15 protein-coding genes are annotated in these 17,046 nt (G+C 67.4%); all 15 read left to right on the top strand.

Annotated features, from left to right (window positions below):
- The first annotated feature begins 153 nt into the window (after positions 1-153).
- Genes M8312_RS07425 through ftsA form a run of 15 tightly spaced genes read left to right on the top strand, consistent with a single transcriptional unit; the run spans position 154 to position 16,901 of the window.
- Positions 154-639: a division/cell wall cluster transcriptional repressor MraZ gene (locus tag M8312_RS07425; RefSeq protein ID WP_250117091.1), complete on the top strand. Its 486-nt coding sequence runs from the start codon at positions 154-156 to the stop codon at positions 637-639.
- On the top strand, positions 636-1,592 hold the full coding sequence (gene rsmH / locus M8312_RS07420) for a 16S rRNA (cytosine(1402)-N(4))-methyltransferase RsmH (RefSeq protein ID WP_250117090.1): 957 nt from the start codon (positions 636-638) through the stop codon (positions 1,590-1,592). Before M8312_RS07425 ends, rsmH begins: the two co-directional genes overlap by 4 nt.
- Entirely contained in the window at positions 1,589-2,290 is a 702-nt protein-coding gene (locus tag M8312_RS07415) for a hypothetical protein (protein ID WP_250117089.1), read from the top strand. The genes rsmH and M8312_RS07415 overlap by 4 nt, the downstream gene beginning before the upstream one ends.
- Positions 2,287-3,993: a peptidoglycan D,D-transpeptidase FtsI family protein gene (locus M8312_RS07410; protein WP_250117088.1), complete on the top strand. Its 1,707-nt coding sequence runs from the start codon at positions 2,287-2,289 to the stop codon at positions 3,991-3,993. The genes M8312_RS07415 and M8312_RS07410 overlap by 4 nt, the downstream gene beginning before the upstream one ends.
- A gap of 6 nt (positions 3,994-3,999) precedes the next feature.
- Positions 4,000-5,415, top strand: a complete 1,416-nt coding sequence (locus tag M8312_RS07405; protein WP_250117087.1) for a UDP-N-acetylmuramoyl-L-alanyl-D-glutamate--2,6-diaminopimelate ligase — start codon at positions 4,000-4,002, stop codon at positions 5,413-5,415.
- The gene (locus M8312_RS07400; protein WP_250117086.1) at positions 5,412-6,809 is read left to right on the top strand and encodes a UDP-N-acetylmuramoyl-tripeptide--D-alanyl-D-alanine ligase; all 1,398 of its coding nucleotides are present in this window, start codon (positions 5,412-5,414) and stop codon (positions 6,807-6,809) included. Before M8312_RS07405 ends, M8312_RS07400 begins: the two co-directional genes overlap by 4 nt.
- On the top strand, positions 6,809-7,879 hold the full coding sequence (mraY, locus tag M8312_RS07395) for a phospho-N-acetylmuramoyl-pentapeptide-transferase (RefSeq protein WP_250117085.1): 1,071 nt from the start codon (positions 6,809-6,811) through the stop codon (positions 7,877-7,879). Before M8312_RS07400 ends, mraY begins: the two co-directional genes overlap by 1 nt.
- Positions 7,876-9,150 (top strand): UDP-N-acetylmuramoyl-L-alanine--D-glutamate ligase, encoded by a 1,275-nt coding sequence (murD, locus tag M8312_RS07390; protein ID WP_250117084.1) that lies wholly within the window; start codon positions 7,876-7,878, stop codon positions 9,148-9,150. Before mraY ends, murD begins: the two co-directional genes overlap by 4 nt.
- Entirely contained in the window at positions 9,147-10,358 is a 1,212-nt protein-coding gene (locus M8312_RS07385) for an FtsW/RodA/SpoVE family cell cycle protein (RefSeq protein ID WP_250117083.1), read from the top strand. Before murD ends, M8312_RS07385 begins: the two co-directional genes overlap by 4 nt.
- A gap of 5 nt (positions 10,359-10,363) precedes the next feature.
- On the top strand, positions 10,364-11,515 hold the full coding sequence (murG, locus tag M8312_RS07380; protein WP_250117082.1) for an undecaprenyldiphospho-muramoylpentapeptide beta-N-acetylglucosaminyltransferase: 1,152 nt from the start codon (positions 10,364-10,366) through the stop codon (positions 11,513-11,515).
- Positions 11,512-12,927, top strand: a complete 1,416-nt coding sequence (gene murC, locus M8312_RS07375; RefSeq protein WP_250117081.1) for a UDP-N-acetylmuramate--L-alanine ligase — start codon at positions 11,512-11,514, stop codon at positions 12,925-12,927. Before murG ends, murC begins: the two co-directional genes overlap by 4 nt.
- Entirely contained in the window at positions 12,924-13,820 is an 897-nt protein-coding gene (murB, locus tag M8312_RS07370; RefSeq protein WP_250117080.1) for a UDP-N-acetylmuramate dehydrogenase, read from the top strand. Before murC ends, murB begins: the two co-directional genes overlap by 4 nt.
- Complete coding sequence (locus M8312_RS07365) at positions 13,817-14,743, top strand: D-alanine--D-alanine ligase (RefSeq protein ID WP_250117079.1); 927 nt, start codon at positions 13,817-13,819, stop codon at positions 14,741-14,743. The genes murB and M8312_RS07365 overlap by 4 nt, the downstream gene beginning before the upstream one ends.
- The gene (locus tag M8312_RS07360; protein ID WP_250117078.1) at positions 14,740-15,636 is read left to right on the top strand and encodes a cell division protein FtsQ/DivIB; all 897 of its coding nucleotides are present in this window, start codon (positions 14,740-14,742) and stop codon (positions 15,634-15,636) included. Before M8312_RS07365 ends, M8312_RS07360 begins: the two co-directional genes overlap by 4 nt.
- Entirely contained in the window at positions 15,636-16,901 is a 1,266-nt protein-coding gene (gene ftsA, locus M8312_RS07355; RefSeq protein WP_250117077.1) for a cell division protein FtsA, read from the top strand. The genes M8312_RS07360 and ftsA overlap by 1 nt, the downstream gene beginning before the upstream one ends.
- Positions 16,902-17,046: the final 145 nt, after the last annotated feature.

Below are 17,046 nucleotides of genomic sequence, written 5' to 3'. Positions count from 1 at the left end.
CCATTGCTACCCATCTCCACCCGCGTTACACACATCCCCAGCGCGGGGCTGACCATCATTCGGTCACTAGGGCGTCGGAGCGCACGTTAACCCCGTGCATCCGGCGAACAGGGAAGCTTTGCCCAGCGCGGCGGGAGTGGTTGCGCAGTGGCATTGGAGCACCTGTTTCAGGGCAGTGCGCTCAATGCGGTAGACGCCAAGGGGCGCGTCTCCGTGCCCGCCTTCCTGCGCACCGTGATCGAGCGCCGGGGCGACAGCCGCACCATTGTCCTCGCCAAGCACGAGCAGTTCGACGCCTTGAGCGCCTATGATCCCGCTTATGCGGCGCTGAAGCACGAGAAGCTGGAGCGCCTGCTGGAAAAGCAGGAGACCGATCCCAAGGCGCAGCTGCAATATCAGCAGCGCAATCTGATGGCCTTCGCGGCCAGCGAGGAAGTTTCCTACGACAGTTCGGGCCGCATCCTCATGCCGCCAATGATGCGCCGCAAGGGCGGCATCCAGGATCTCGCGCTGTTCCTGGGCACGGGCGAGACATTCCAGATCTGGAACCCGCAGACCTTCCTCAACGACAAGAATATCCCGGAGGATTTGAAGGACATCTGCCGTTACCGGCTCGAAGAGCGGGGGATCAGCGCGTGAGTGCTGTCCCCACCTCCGCTCAGGCCCACGTGCCGGTACTGGTTGATGAAGTCGTCGCTGCGCTCGCCGTGGTTCCTGGCGAAACGCATGTCGACGGCACGTTCGGGGCAGGCGGCTATACGCGCGCCCTGCTCGGGGCGGGGGCGGGACGAGTGATCGGTTTCGATCGCGATCCGGATGCGATCGCGAACGGGCCGGCGCTCGTCCCTGCCGCCAATCTGACCCTGATACACGAGCGCTTTTCACGCATGGACGAGGCGCTCGAGGAGCGCGGCCTGGCGCCGGTCGACGGCGTGACGCTGGATATCGGCGTGTCCTCCATGCAGATCGACCAGGCGGAGCGGGGCTTCTCGTTCGCCAAGGATGGTCCGCTCGACATGCGGATGAGCCAGGCGGGCCAGACCGCCGCCGACTTCCTCAACGAGGCCGACGAGGCCGAGATCGCCCGGGTCATCCGCGACTATGGCGAGGAACCCCGCGCACGGACGGTGGCCCGCGCCATTGTCGCCGCCCGTCCGCTGACCCGCACGGGTGAGCTGGCGGCCGTGATCCGCAAGGCCCTGGGCCATCATGCGGGCATGAAGACCGACCCGTCGACCCGCACCTTCCAGGCCATCCGCATTCACCTCAACGCCGAACTGGAGGAGCTGGAGCAGGGGCTCCGCGCCGCGGAGCGCGTGCTTCGTCCGGGCGGCCGGCTGGCGGTAGTCACCTTTCACTCCCTCGAGGACCGTATCGTGAAGCGTTTCCTGCGTGACCGCAGCGGGGCCACGCCGGCCGGCTCGCGCCACCGGCCCGCCGTGCAGACCGGCCCCGCGCCGACATTTGCCCATGTCGCCAAGCCGGTGTCGCCTAGCGACGCCGAACTCGCCCGCAATCCGCGCGCCCGGTCCGCCCGGCTGCGCAGCGCCGTCCGGACCGACGCTCCGGCCGGCAAGGAGCTCGCCGCATGAGCCTCAAGAGCTTCAAGTCCGTCGGCTGGGTCGCTGGCATCGCGGCCACCGCGCTCGGTTGTTACATGGTCAACCTGCAGGTCGCGGCCGAACGGTCGAACCTGGAGGAGGTCGAGAACCGGATCGTGCTCGCCCAGCGCGACATCCGCCTGCTGCAGACGGAGATCGGCACGCGCGGGCGGCTGGCCCAGCTGGAGCAGTGGAACGTCAAGGTGCTGGCGCTGTCGGCGCCCAAGGCCAATCAGTTCCTGGAGGGCAGCTTCCAGCTCGCCACCCTGGCCGCGCCGCACAAGACGATGGATCCGGGAGCCCCGGTGGTGCTGGCTTCGGCCAAGGCGCCGGAGCATGTCGCGCCCGTGGTCGACGACGATGGTCCGGTCAGCGATGCGCAGAGGGCGCCGACGCCGGCCCCAACGACCGCCGTTGCGCCCGCGCCACGGCCGAGCTCTCCGTCCGAGATGATGCACGTCGCCGGGCTGCGGCGTGACCTTGGCGAGCCAACGGCCGCCGCGCCAGTGAAGCAGAAAGCTGTGGAAAAGCCGGTCGTTCGCAAGACTGCGGCTGCGACGCCAGCCAAGTCGCCTGTTATCAAGGTCGCCGATTCGAGTGTCCGGCCCAAGCCCAAGGCGCTCGCCACCGCCGCCACCAAGCCTACGAACACCAAGACAAAGTCCAGGGAAGCCGCAACCGAACGATGAACGCGCCGACCCCCGCTCTCGTCGCCCGGCCCGAGCGGCTCCGCCTGGTTGGCCAGCGGCGGCAAACGCTTGCGGTGATGCACCAGCGGCTGATGTTTGGAATGCTGCTGTACGGCGGCATCATCACGCTAATCGTATTGCGGCTGATGTACCTGGCGGCGTTCGGCGATCACGCCGGCCGCAAGGGCATGGTGACGGCGCTGGTCCCCGCCCGCGGCGACATCGTCGACCGCAACGGTGAGCCGCTGGCCCGGACCATCGACGCGTGGACCATTGCCATTCAGCCGACCAAGGTGATCGGCGACAAGCTCGACCTCGCCCGCAAGATGGCCGCGCTGATGCCAGAGCACGATGCGGCCGGCTGGCTTCAGCTGCTGCGGTCGGACAAGCCGTTCATCTACATCCGCCGCCGCGCGTCGCCGAGCCTGGTGGAGCAGATCAATGCGCTGGGCGAACCGGGGCTGGCGTTGAGCCGCGAGCCAGACCGCCTCTATCCGCAGACCGACCTGGCTGCCCACGTGCTCGGCTTCACCGACATCGACGGCCATGGCGCGGCGGGGATGGAGCGGGCGTTCGACGAGACGCTGACCAACCCGAACACGCGCGGCAAGCCGCTGGTGCTGTCGATCAACAGCGCGGTTCAGCAGGCGCTCGAGCATGAGCTGCTGGACGCCAAGGCGACCTTCTCGGCGCTGGGTGCCGCCGGCGTCATCATCGACATCCACACCGGCGAGGTGATGGCCATGGCCTCCTTGCCGCAGCTCAACCCCAATGTCGCCGGCAACGCCGACAATGAGGCGCGCTTCAACCGCGCGACCCAGGGCGTGTGGGAGCTGGGCTCGACCTTCAAGCCGTTCACGGTCGCGATGGCCTTGGAAACGGGCAAGGTCCGTTCGATGGGGCAGATCTATAATTGCCCGCTGGCGCTCAAGGCCTATGGCCGGACCATTACCGATACCCATCCGTTCGGGCGTGAGTGTTCGGTCGCCGAGATCATGGAGGAAAGCTCCAACATCGGCACCGCCCAGATCGCCGCGCAGGTCGGTGCAACCGACCAGAAGCGCTATCTAAAGGCGATGGGCTTCCTTGATCCGATGCCGTTCGAATTGAGAGAAAAGGGGCGCCCGCTCTATCCGCGCGACTGGACTCCGCTGGACGTGATGACGGTCGGCTTCGGCCACTCGATCGCGGTGTCGCCGCTGCATCTGGCGACCGGTTACGCGACCCTGTTCAACGGCGGCGTGTTCCATGCGCCGACACTGCTCAAGGTCGGGCCGGACCATCCGGTCGCACCGGGGCACCGCGTGTTCAGCGAAGAGACCAGCTACAAGATGCGGGCGCTGCTCCGGCTGGTCGTGACCAAGGGTACCGGCAAGCAGGCCGATGCGCCGGGCTATCGCGTGGGCGGCAAGACCGGCACCGCCGAGAAGATCGTCAACGGCCACTATTCCAAGACGGGCCAGAACGTCACCAGCTTCGCCGGCGTATTCCCGATGGACGAGCCGCGCTATGCCATGGTGGTGATGCTGGATGAGCCCAAGGCGACCGCCACCACATTCGGTTTTCGCACGGCCGGCTGGAACTCGGCGCCGACCTTCGGCAAGACGGTGGCGCGGATCGCCCCGATGCTGGGTGTCCGCCCGGACCTCAAGCGCGATGCGAACATGGCCGAGGTGATGCCCTTCGTTCACGAGAAGAAGTAAGCGCCGGTGCGGCTGTCGGACATCTTGCCCGAGGCGAGCGCGCAAGAGATCAGCGGCTTCGCGATCGATCACCGAAAGGTGGTGTCCGGCACCGTGTTCGGCGCCTTCCAGGGCAGCACCCGTAACGGCGAGGACTTCATCCCCGAGGCAATCGAGCGCGGCGCGATTGCGGTGATCGCCCGGCCCGAGGCCCGCGTCGAAGGCGCGCTGCACCTGGCGGACGAGGAGCCGCGGCGGCGTTTCGCTTTGCTCGCCGCTCGCTTCTTCGCGCCTTATCCGGAGGTGACGGTCGCAGTCACCGGGACCAACGGCAAGACCTCAACGGTGGAGATGACGCGCCAGTTGTGGCGCATGGCCGGACACCGCTCGGCGTCGGTCGGGACGTTGGGCGTGACCACCGCCGACGACCAGGTAAAGACGGGGCTGACCACGCCCGACATCGTCACCTTCTTGCACAACATGTCCGGCCTCAAGACCATGGGCATCAGCCATGTCGCTTATGAGGCGTCGAGCCATGGCCTTGATCAATATCGGACCGAGGGGCTGCCGGTTCGGGCCGCGGCATTCACCAACTTCTCCCGCGATCACCTCGATTACCACGGCACTATGGACGCCTATTTTGAGGCCAAGATGGCGCTGTTCGAACGGGTCGTCGACGTCGACGGAGTGGCGGTCGTCTGGACCGGCGATCCGAAGAGCGACGAGGTCGTGCTGCGCGCCAAGCGGCGCGGGCTGAAGGTCGAGACGGTCGGCCCCGGCGGGACGCTGATCGACCTGGCTGCCCAACGGCCAAGTGCGCTGGGGCAGCAGCTGGACCTGGTTCATGCCGGCAAGAGGCAGCTGCTCAAGCTGCCGCTGATCGGGGCCTATCAGGCGGCCAACGTTCTGACGGCGGCGGGACTGGTGCTGGTCACCGGCGGTGAGTGGGCGACGACTTTCTCGGGAATGGCGCGCCTGAGCCCGGTGCGCGGCCGGCTTGAGAGGGCGGTGATCACTCGCGCCGGAGCGCCGGTCTATGTCGATTATGCGCACACGCCCGACGCGCTGGAGGCCGCCATCGCCGCGCTTCGGCCGCATGTCGAAGGTCGGCTCATCACCGTGTTCGGCGCCGGCGGCGACCGCGACGAGGGCAAGCGGCCGGAGATGGGCGCGGTTGCGGCACGCTTCAGCGATCTGGTGATTGTCACCGACGACAATCCGCGCAGCGAAGATCCGGCCAAGATCCGCGCCGAGGTGGTCGCCGGCGCACCGGGCGCGCGCGAGATTGGTGGTCGCCGTGACGCCATCGCCGCGGCGATCGCCGAAGCCGGCAAGGCCGACATCATCCTGCTCGCCGGCAAGGGACATGAAACCGTGCAGATTATTGGCGAGAGCAGCCTGCCGTTCGACGACGCGCAGGTCGCGCGCGAGTGCGCTGCGTGACGCCGCCGCTATGGACCTCCCGCGAGATTGAGGAAGCGACGGGTGGGCGTGCCTCAGCCAGCTTCGAGGCGACGGGCGTCACCTTCGACAGCCGCGAGGTGGAGCCGGGCTGGCTGTTCGTCGCCATGCCGGGAACAGTCGCCGACGGGCACGACTTTGTAGAGAGAGCCTTCGCGGCCGGTGCGTCGGGCGCACTGGTCAGCCGGCCCGTGGACGGTCCACACGTGCTGGTGAACGATGTCGCGCAGGCACTGACCGGCTTGGCCGTTGTCGCCCGCGCACGGATGCAGGGCAAGGTGGTTGGGGTAACCGGTTCCGTTGGCAAGACCGGAACCAAGGAAGCGCTCGCCGCAGCGCTCTCCCGGCGGCACTCAGGCCGGGTCCACCGCTCGCTCAAGAGCTACAACAATCACACGGGAGTGCCACTGAGCCTTGCCCGAATGCCCCGCGACAGCGTCTATGGCGTGTTCGAGATGGGAATGAACCATGCCGGCGAGATCGCCGCGCTGACCCGGCTGGTGCGCCCGCATGTCACCCTGATCACCGCCATCGCGCCGGCGCATATCGAGAACCTCGGATCCATGGAGGCCATCGCCGACGCCAAGGCCGAGATCGCACAAGGGCTAGAACCCGACGGTGTCGCTATCGTCCCGGAAGACACGCCCTACCGGAGCCGCCTGGTCGAGGCGGTCCGCCGGCATGCGGGGCTGGTGGTCACCTTCGGTTCGGGGGACGCGGATGTGACCGCCCTGCACGCGGTTCGTTCCGGCCATGGCGGAAGCCTGGTCACGGCGCGGCTGCTCGAGGCGGAACTGACCTACACGATTGCACAGCCCGGCGATCACTGGGTGTCGAACAGCCTGGCGGTTCTGACGGCCGTGGAAGCGCTGGGCGCCGACGTGGCGGCCGCGGGTCTGGCGCTCGGCGATATGGGCGGGATCAAGGGCCGCGGCGAACGGCACAGGGTTGCGGTGGACGGCGGCGAGGCGCTGCTGATCGACGAAAGCTACAACGCCAATCCGGCGAGCATGGCCGCGACGTTGAAGAATTTGGCGGCCGAGCCGGTCACGGGGCGGCGGCTGGCGGTGCTCGGCACCATGCTGGAGCTGGGCGAGCATAGCGACCGCGAGCATGCCGGGCTGGCGCATCCGGTGCTGGCGAACAAGGTCGACGAGCTGATCCTGGTGGGGGATGCCACCGCTCCGTTGGAGCGGGAGCTTGCCGGCCAGCTGGCCGTGACCCGCGTTGCCGACGCGACGGCGGCGACCGCGGCCCTGCTTGAGCGGCTGCGCCCCGGCGACGCGGTTCTGGTCAAGGCGTCCAACGGAGTCGGCCTTGCAAAACTGGTCGAGCGAGTGGCAGGGGCCGCACCCGGAAAGGGGTTCAAGCCCTAATGCTTTATATCTTCGCCGAAGCGCTGGGCTTCCCCGGTCTCCTCAACCTCATCCGCTACATCAGCTTTCGGGCCGGCGCGGCCACCGCGACCGCCTTGTTCATCGGACTGGTGCTCGGGCCGTGGTTCATCAACTGGCTGCGCGTGCGGCAGGGCAAGGGGCAGCCGATCCGCGCCGACGGACCGCAGACCCACCTCGCCAAGCGGGGGACGCCGACCATGGGCGGGCTATTGATCCTCACCAGCGTGACCGTCTCGGTGCTGCTGTGGATGGACCTTGGCAATCCTTACGTCTGGGCCTGCCTGCTGGTGACGCTGGGCTTCGGCGCGATTGGTTTCCTCGACGACTATGACAAGGTGAAGAAGGCGCATCACGCCGGCATTCCCGGCAAGGTGCGGCTGGCGCTGGAGTTCATCATCGCCGGCTTCGCCACCTGGCTGATGGTGCGGCACAGCGGCACGCACCTCTACCTGCCGTTCGTGCAGGGGTGGGTCGCCGATCTTTCGTGGTTCTATGTGGCGTTCGGCGCATTCGTGATCGTGGCGTTCGGCAATGCGGTCAACCTGACCGACGGGCTGGATGGGCTGGCGACCATGCCGGTGGTGATTGCTTCGCTTGCCTTCGTGCTGATCGCCTACCTCGTCGGCAATGCGAAGTACGCGACCTACCTCGGCATTCCGCATGTGCTCGGGACGGGTGACCTGACCGTGCTGCTGCTGTCGGTGGTGGGCGCGTGCCTGGCGTTCCTGTGGTTCAATGCGCCCCCGGCGGCAGTGTTCATGGGCGATACCGGAAGCCTGGCGTTGGGCGGCGCGCTCGGTGCGGTGGCGGTGGCGACGCACCATGAGTTCGTGCTGGCGGTGGTGGGCGGGCTGTTCGTCGTCGAGGCGATGAGCGTCATCATCCAGGTCGCGGTCTACAAGCGGACCGGCAAGCGCGTCTTCCTGATGGCGCCGATCCACCACCATTTCGAGCATAAGGGGTGGAGCGAGCCGACGGTCGTGATCCGCTTCTGGATCATCGCCTTCATCCTGGCGCTGGCCGGTCTTTCGACCCTCAAGCTGCGGTGATCACGGCCAAGGCCTGGTCCGGAAAACATTATGCAGTCTACGGCCTCGCGCGGTCGGGGCAGGCGACCGTTCGTGCGTTGGTGGCGAGCGGGGCGCGGGTAACGGCGTGGGATGAGAAGGCGGAGGCACGGGCGCAGGTCGAAGGCGCCGAGCTGCTCGACCTTGCGACCGCCGACCTCAGCCAGTTCGATATCCTTGTCGTTTCCCCCGGCGTGCCCCTGAACACGCATCCGCTGGCCAAGCGGGCGCGGGACGCTGGGCTGGAAATCATCGGCGACATCGAGCTCTTCGCCTGCGCGCGCCCCGAGCTGCCGCCGCACAAGGTGGTCGGGATCACCGGCACCAACGGCAAGAGCACGACCACCGCGCTGGTCCACCACATCCTCCAGACCGCGGGCGTGCCGACGACCATGGGCGGCAACATCGGGCTGCCGATCCTGGCGCAGGACCCACTCCCAGAGGGCGGGGTCTATGTGCTGGAGCTGTCGAGCTATCAGATCGACCTGACCCAGAGCCTCGACTGCGAGGTGGCGGTGCTGCTCAACATCACGCCGGATCATCTCGACCGTTATGGGAGCTTCGAGGCCTACGCAGCGAGCAAGGCGCGATTGTTTGAAATGCAGTCGCCGCATCGGCTCGCCGTTGTCGACTATCGAGCAGAGGCTGAAGAGGATGTCCTCGCGGAGGCGGAGGACCCGATCATCCAGTTCATCGATGATGTGGCTCTCAGTGAAGAAGTCTGGCCGGCGCTCTCTGGACATCACAATCTTCAGAACGCGCGTGCGGCCTGGGCGGCTTGTGAGCAACTCGGCCTTTCGGAGTCGACAATCGCTGAAGCGTTGCGCTCCTATCCTGGCCTCCCGCACCGGATGGAGCGGGTGCGCGAGGTCGGCGGCGTCCTGTTTGTCAACGACAGCAAGGCGACCAATGCCGAAGCGGCTGCGCCGGCCTTGGCGGCTTATCCGCATATTCGCTGGATCGTCGGGGGGCAGGCGAAAACCATGGAGCTGGGTGACACCGCCGGGCACCTCGACCACCTCGTTCACGCCTACACCATCGGCGAAGCCGGTCCGATGTTCGCCCGGCTGCTGCGCGAACGCGGCGTCCCGGTGACCGAGTCGGAAACGCTTGAAAATGCGGTCAAAGGCGCTGCGGCGGATTCACAAGCGGGTGAGGTTGTTCTACTCTCTCCGGCGTGCGCGTCGTTTGACCAGTTCCGGGACTTCGAAGCACGCGGGGATGCCTTCAAGGCATTAGTGGGGGCGCTATGAATACGATCCTGGCCGGGAAGCTGAAGGCGAGTCCGTTGCTCGACCCGAACCGCTATGGGCGCGCCGACCGTTCGGCGGTCGGCCGCTGGTTCTGGGAGATCGATCGGGTCCTGCTGCTGCTGGTCACGGTGCTGATCGGCATTGGGCTCATCGCCGTCGCGGCCGCCAGTCCGGCTGCCGGCGAGCGTTACTCGGGCGCGGCCCTGTCGGTCGCCCCGCTGCACTATTTCTACCGGCAGATCGTGTGGATCGGCATCTCGGTGCCGGTGATGATCGCCATCTCCATGATGCCGCGCGAGCGGGCCAAGCGGCTGAGCCTGATCGGCGCAGCGGCCTGCCTTGTCGCGCTGGTGTTCGTGCCGCTGATCGGTCCGGAAGTGAATGGCGCCCGCCGCTGGCTGGGCGTCGGCTTTGCCCAGGTGCAGCCGTCGGAATTCCTCAAGCCCTTCTTCATTGTCCTGACCGCCTGGCTGCTGAGCCTGAAGGACAAGGACAAGAAGCTGCCGGTGTTCTGGGTCTCGGGCGCGCTGACCGGCCTCGTCGCCGTGCTGCTGATGACCCAGCCGGACTTCGGCTCAACCATCATCTTCGGCTCCGTGTGGATCGTCATGCTGGCGTTGGCCGGCATCAACCTGCGGACGCTGGGGCTGCTGGGGTTGGCCGCCGTGGTCGGCGTGGTGCTGGCCTATTTCTTTTATCCGGTCGCGACGGTCCGGATCGACGGCTTCCTGTTCGGCGAGGGCGACAATTTCCAGGTCGAGAACGCCATGCGAACCCTGACCGCCGGCGGGCTGTTCGGCATGGGTCCGGGCGGCGGCACCCGCAAGTTCGGGCTGCCTGAACCGCATACGGACTATATCTTCTCGGTCATCGGTGAGGAGTTCGGGCTGATCGCCTGCATCGCCATCGCCGCCATCTATCTGGCGATCGTCGCGCGGGTGTTGGTCAAGCTGCTCGACGAGGAGGATAGCTTCGCGGTGCTGACCGCGGCCGGGCTGGCGGCGCAGTTTGGGTTGCAGGCGCTGATCAACATGGCAGTCAACGTGCGGCTGGCGCCGTCCAAGGGGATGACGCTGCCGTTCATCAGCTATGGCGGTAGCTCCATGCTGGCGCTGTCGATCGGCATGGGCCTGCTGCTCGCCTTTACCCGCCGGAACCCGTATCTGAAGCGCTCTCCTTATGTGGTGACCTGGAACGGGGACCGTTAGAACAGATGCATTTCGTGCTCGCCGCCGGCGGAACCGGCGGTCACATGATCCCGGCCCACGCGCTCGCCGCCGAGTTGAAGGCGCGCGGGCACGGCGTGCTGCTGATCACCGACGAGCGCGGCAAGCGCATTCCGGGGCTGTTTGAAGGCACGCCGGTCGAGGTGCTGCAGGCCGGTCGGATCACCAAGAACCCGATCGCACTGGCGAAGGGCGTGTTGAGCGTGCTTGCTGGGCGGCGCGAGGCCAGGGCGCTCTATCAGCGCGGGCGTCCGGATGCGGTGGTAGGCTTTGGCGGTTATCCGGCCTTTCCCGCGCTGCTCGCCGCCCGCTCGTTGGGCATTCCGACGGTGCTGCATGAGCAGAATGCGGTGCTTGGCCGGGTCAATCGGCTCTTGGCCGGCGGGGCGGCCGCCATCGCCACCGCTTATGAGCGGATCGAGCGGCTGAAGCCTTCGCAGCGGGCCAAGTGCGTGCTGGTCGGCAATCCGGTGCGCGAGGCGATCGTGCGGCTGGGCGAGCAGCCCTTCCCGCCTTTTGACGAATTCTCGCCGCTAAAGATCCTGGTCACCGGCGGAAGCCAGGGTGCGACCGTGCTTGGCCGAGTAGTGCCGCGCGGCCTGGGCGAATTGCAGCCCGTGCTCCGTCACCGGCTGCAGGTGGTGCAGCAGTGCCGGCCCGATGACATCGAGAAGGTGCGCGAGGCCTATCGCGAGCTGGAGATCCCGGCGGAACTGATGACCTATATCGAGGATATGCCGGCCAAGCTGGCCGACGCCCATCTGGTGATCGGGCGGGCGGGTGCCTCGACCATTGCCGAGCTGACTGCCGCCGGCCGGCCCGCGATTCTTATTCCCCTGCCGATCGCGACGGACGACCACCAGACCGCCAATGCACGCGAGATGGCACGGGCCGGCGGTGCGCGGATGATCCCGCAGCCGCAATTCACGCCCGAGACGTTGGCCCGACAGATCGAGGTTCTGGCGGCCAATCCCGAGGCGCTGGCCGATGTGGCTGCACGTGCGCTGTCGGTCGGCCGTCCGCGTGCGGCGCAGGACCTTGCCGACCTGGTCGAGCGAGTGGCCAACAAGCAGGCACCCTTGTTGGTCGGACCGGCCGTTGCACCGGCCAAGCTGAAGCCGGCAGGAGCGGCCGCATGAAGGCGTTCGGCACCGACATCGGCACCATCCACTTCGTCGGAATCGGCGGCATCGGCATGTCCGGTATTGCCGAGGTGATGCATCAGCTGGGCTACACGGTGCAGGGCTCCGACGTGGCGGACAGCTATGTCACGGAAGGACTGCGCAAGGCCGGCATCAAGGTGATGATCGGGCAGAGCGCCGACAATCTGGGTGATGCGACGGTGGTGGTGACGTCCACCGCCATCCGCCCGGACAATCCCGAGGTGCAGGCCGCCGCCGAGCGCCGCCTGCCGCGGGTCAAGCGCGCCGAGATGCTGGCCGAGCTGATGCGAATGCAGCAGACCATCGCGGTCGCCGGCACGCACGGGAAGACCACGACCACGTCGATGATCGCCGCCATGCTCGACGCGGGCGGGATCGACCCGACCGTGATCAACGGCGGAATCATCAACAGCTATGGCTCCAACGCCCGGCTCGGCAAGTCCGAGTGGATGGTGGTCGAGGCGGACGAGAGCGACGGCAGCTTCCTTCGGCTGGACGGCACCATCGCGGTGGTGACCAACATCGATCCGGAACACCTCGACCATTACGGCAGCTTCGACGTGGTGAAGGACAGTTTCGTCGAGTTCGTCGAGAACGTGCCCTTCTACGGCCTGGCGGTGATGTGCGTCGATCACCCGGTGGTTCAGTCGATCCTCAGCCGCATTCGCGACCGGCGGGTGGTGACGTATGGCTTCTCGGCGCTGGCCGACTTGCGCGCGGAGAATGTCGTGCCGGCGGACGGCGGTTCGCGGTTCGATGCCCATGTCCTGGAGCGCGATGGCGGACGGCGGGTGATCGAGGGCGTGCGCCTGCCGATGCCGGGCCGGCACAATGTGCAGAATGCGCTGGCGGCGATCGCGGTAGGCATCGAGCTTGGGATGAGCGACGAGGCGATCCGCAAGGGCTTCGCGCAGTTCGGTGGGGTCAAGCGCCGTTTCACCCGCGTCGGCGAGGTGGATGGCGCGATCATCATCGACGACTACGCCCATCATCCGGTGGAAATCCGGGCCGTCCTGTCTGCCGCTAGGGAGAGCGCGCAGGGGCGGGTGATCGCCGTGGTCCAGCCGCACCGCTTCACCCGGCTGCGCGACCTGATGGAAGAATTTTCGGGCGCCTTCAACGATGCCGACGTGGTGCTGGTCGCGCCGGTCTATGCCGCGGGCGAGCAGCCGATCGAGGGCGTGGACGCGGCGGCCCTGGCCGAGGACATTCGCGCCCGCGGTCACCGGATGGTTCGCACGGTGGCTGATCTGGACGACCTGTGCCACGCGCTGCGCGACCTCGCCGCCGAAGGCGACATGGTCATCTGCATGGGCGCCGGCGATATCACCAAATGGGCCGCCAAGCTGGCCGACGGGATCTGCGCGGCCAGGGCCACCAAGGCATGAGCGTCGCCGAGCTTCCCAAGGTGCGCGGCAAGCTGAAGACGTCCGCTCCGCTGGCGCCGCTGGTCTGGTTCAAGTCCGGCGGCCCGGCGGAGTGGCTGTTCGAGCCGGCGGATGTGCCCGACCTGCAGGCCTTCCTGCGCGATCTTCCGTCCGACGTGCCGGTGATGGCGCTCGGCCTGGGGTCCAACCTGATCGTTCGCGATGGCGGTGTGCCCGGCGTCGTCGTCCGGCTCGGCAAGCCATTCGCGACGGTCGAGCGGGTCGATGACGTGACCCTGCGCTGCGGCGGCGGCGCGTCGGGAATCCTGGTCAGCTCGACCGCGCGGGATGCCGGGATCAGCGGGGTCGAGTTCCTTCGCTCCATCCCGGGAACGGTCGGCGGGTTCGTCCGGATGAATGGCGGTGCCTATGGGCGCGAGGTCAAGGACGTGCTGGTCGAGGCGGACGTAGTACTTCGCTCAGGCGAGCGGGTGACGCTGTCCAATGCCGACCTTGGCTATACCTACCGTCATTCCGACCTGCCGGAGCAGGCGGTCGTTGTCTCTGCCACCTTCAAGGGAGCGCCCGGCGAGCCTGAAGCGATCCAGGCCGAGATGGACCGGATCGCCGCCAGCCGCGAAGCGTCCCAGCCGCTGCGCAGCCGCACCGGCGGCTCGACTTTCAAGAACCCGCTGCCGCACAAGGCATGGGAGGTGATCGACGCCGCTGGTTGCCGTGGCCTGACGCGTGGCGGAGCGCAGGTCTCGGAAAAGCATTGCAACTTCCTCCTCAACCTCGGTAGCGCGACCAGTGCCGACATCGAGCAGCTGGGCGAGGACGTGCGGACACGCGTTCGCGACCACAGCGGTGTCGAGCTCGAATGGGAAATCCAGCGCGTGGGAGTGGCTGAGTGAATAGGGACCTCCACGTCGTCGTGTTGATGGGCGGCTGGTCGAGTGAGCGCGAAGTGTCGCTCATGAGCGGCAAGGGTGTCGCCAATGCCCTGCGGGAGCGGGGCTGGAGTCGGATCAGCGAGCTCGACATGGGCCGCGACGTCGCCGAGCGGCTGAACCAGCTGAAGCCCGACGTCGTGTTCAATGCGCTGCACGGCCATCCGGGTGAGGACGGCACGGTTCAGGGCATGCTTGAATTGATGGGCATCCCCTACACCCACTCTGGCGTCACGACCTCCGCCATCGCGATCGACAAGGAGCTGACCAAGCTGCTGCTGGTGCCCGCCGGCGTGCGGATGCCCAAGGGCGTGATGGTCAGGAGCGAGACCCTGCACGAGCGCGATCCCCTGCCGCGCCCCTATGTGCTGAAGCCGGTGAACGAGGGGTCCTCCGTCGGCGTGGCGATCGTCACCGACGAGAGCAATTATGGCCAGCCGATCGCTCGGGAATCAAAAGGACCGTGGCAGGAATTCGAGGAACTGCTGGCCGAACCCTTCATCGCCGGTCACGAACTTACCGTGGCGGTGCTGGGCGATGAGGCGCTGTGCGTGACCGAACTGAAGCCCAAGGTCGGCTTCTACGATTTCGACAGCAAATATACCGACGGGCTGACCGAGCATGTCTGCCCGGCCCAGGTGCCCGACGAGATTGCCCAATCCATGCTCGACATGGCGCTGACCGCTCACCGGGCGCTCGGCTGCAAGGGCGCGAGCCGGTCCGACTTCCGCTGGGACGATGCCCAAGGCGAGGCGGGTGTCTATGTGCTGGAGGTCAACACCCAGCCGGGGATGACGCCCTTGAGCCTGGTGCCCGAGCAGGCGCGGCAGCGCGGAATAGACTATGGCGAGCTGGTCGAGCGGCTGATCGCGGAGGCGTTGCCATGAACGCACAGACGGTCCGGCGTGGCGGGAACGGGGCTCGCAAGGGCGGCCGCAAGCCCGCGCGCCAGGCCGCCGCGTCGGCCAGGGCCAAGCGCGAGATCGGGAAGCTCGCCGGATGGGGCATCGGACTGTTCGTCGCGGCGTTGCTGGTCGGGGTCGGCTTCGCGCTCGACCTGCCGGCGAGGATCGGCCGGGCGGCCGGCGAAGCGACCGGGGCCGCGGGTTTTTCCGTCGCCGGCTATCAGATCGTGGGCATCAAGCGGATGGATCGCCGGCTTGTCGATGAGGTGGTGACCGGCGAGCTTCACCGCGCCGCCGAGCTGTCGGAACGGGAGGATCGGCCTGCGCAGGCACTGGTGAGCGCAAGCGCGATCCGCGACCAGCTGATGCAATATGGCTGGGTCCGCGATGCGCGCGTCTCGCGGCGGTTGCCCGACCAGCTGGTGATCGACATCGTCGAGCGCAAGCCGGCGGCCGTGTGGCAGAACAAGGGTCAGTTGAGCCTGGTCGATTCCGAAGGCGTGGTGCTGGCTCCGGTCCCTCTCGACAAGATGCCGGACCTGCCGCTGATCATCGGCCAGGGCGCGAACGCCCATTCGACCGAGCTTGCCGACCTGATGAAGGACGTGCCGACCCTGAAGCCGCAGCTCGCCTCGGCGACCTGGATCGGGGGTCGGCGGTGGGACCTGGCCTTCACCTCGGGCGAGACGCTGGCGCTCCCGGAAGGGGCGGGTGATGCGGCGACCGCGCTCAAGCGCTTCGCCAAGCGGGACCGCACGCAGGGCCTGCTCGGCCGCGGGTTCAAGCGCTTCGACCTGCGCGTACCGGGCAAGATGATCGTCCGCCTCCCCGAGCCGCTGCCCGCCCCTGAGAAAACCCCGGAACAGCCGAGCTGATGGCCGCCCCGCAAACGACCCCGCTGATCGGGGCCCTCGATATCGGTTCGTCCAAGGTGTCCGCGCTGATCTGTACCAGCGACGCGGACGGACGGCTGCGCGTGCTCGGCACCGGGCAGCGTGAGAGCCGGGGGGTGAAGCGCGGCTTCATCACCGACATGGAGGCCAGCGAGGTCGCGGTGCGCGAGGCGGTCGAGCAGGCTGAGCGGATGGCGGGGCAATCGATCGACGACGTGTGGGCCAGCTTCGGCGCCGGCGGGCTGACCAGTGACCTTGCCATGGTCGAGGTGTCGCTGGGCGGTCACCAGGTCGAGCAGTCGGACGTCGAGGAACTGCTGGCCGCGGGGCGGCAGGCGGTCGATCGGCAGGGGCAGATCGTGCTCCACGCCAATCCGGCGCTCTACACGCTGGACGATGTTCAAGGGGTCAAGCACCCGGTTGGCCTGCATGCCGAGCGGATGGGCGTCGACATCAACGTCATTGCCGCCAACGCCGGTCCGCTTCGGAATGTCGACCTGACCATTCGCCAGGCGCACCTGGGCGTGAAGGCGATCGTCGCGGCTCCCGTCGCCACCGGCCTTGCGGTGCTGAGCCAGGAGGAGCGCGACCTGGGTGTGGCGCTGGTCGAGCTGGGCGCCGAGACGACCAACGTATCGCTTCACGCCGGCGGGATGCTGGTCGGCCTTCGTTCCATTCCGCTGGGTGCGCGCGACATCACCGACGACATTGCCTGCGCCTTCGGGGTCAGCCGCCGTGATGCCGAGCGGATGAAGTGCTTCCATGGCTCGGCGATGACGTCCCCGCGCGACAATCACGAGATGATCGAAGCGCGCGGGCAGGGCGGCGACGAACACGCCGAGCCGATGCGCATCAGCCGCGCGCAGTTGATGACGGTCATCCGCCAGCGGGTCGAAGAGATCACGGGCGAGATAGAGAAGAGCCTGAAGGAGCTGGGCTTCACCGGTCCGGTCGGCCGGCAGGTGGTGCTGACTGGCGGCGGCGCGGAGCTCAAGAACATTGCCGACTACATGCAGGGCGTGCTCGGCCGCGCGGTTCGGGTCGGGCGGCCCAAGCAGATCACCGGCCTGCCCGACGCGCATTCGGGGCCGGGCTTCTCGACCCTGGTGGGCCTGGCGCTGATCGGCCACGGCGGGCCCAACGACATTCGCGACATCGCGCTGGGGCAGGTCGGGCAGCGCCGCAAGGCCGCGAGCGGGGGCATGTTCAGCCGGCTGATCGCCGCGATGAAGGGCGATTCCGCCTGAACCCTGTGCCGTTCTGAATCAGGTTGAGTCCGTTCGGCCACATTCCGCCTTCTTTTCGTCGGACTGGTTAACTTTTCCGCTTGTGCGCGGGACTCCGGCGATTCATAGATTCGGGTTGAGGGTTCAACGCGCTAGGCAGCGCCAC

Origin of the sequence: Sphingomonas sp. KRR8 (genome assembly GCF_023559245.1) — a bacterium.
Classification (GTDB): Bacteria; Pseudomonadota; Alphaproteobacteria; order Sphingomonadales; family Sphingomonadaceae; genus Sphingomicrobium.
The sequence above is the reverse complement of the archived record's forward strand: the minus strand, read 5'-3'. Positions and strand labels throughout refer to the sequence as shown.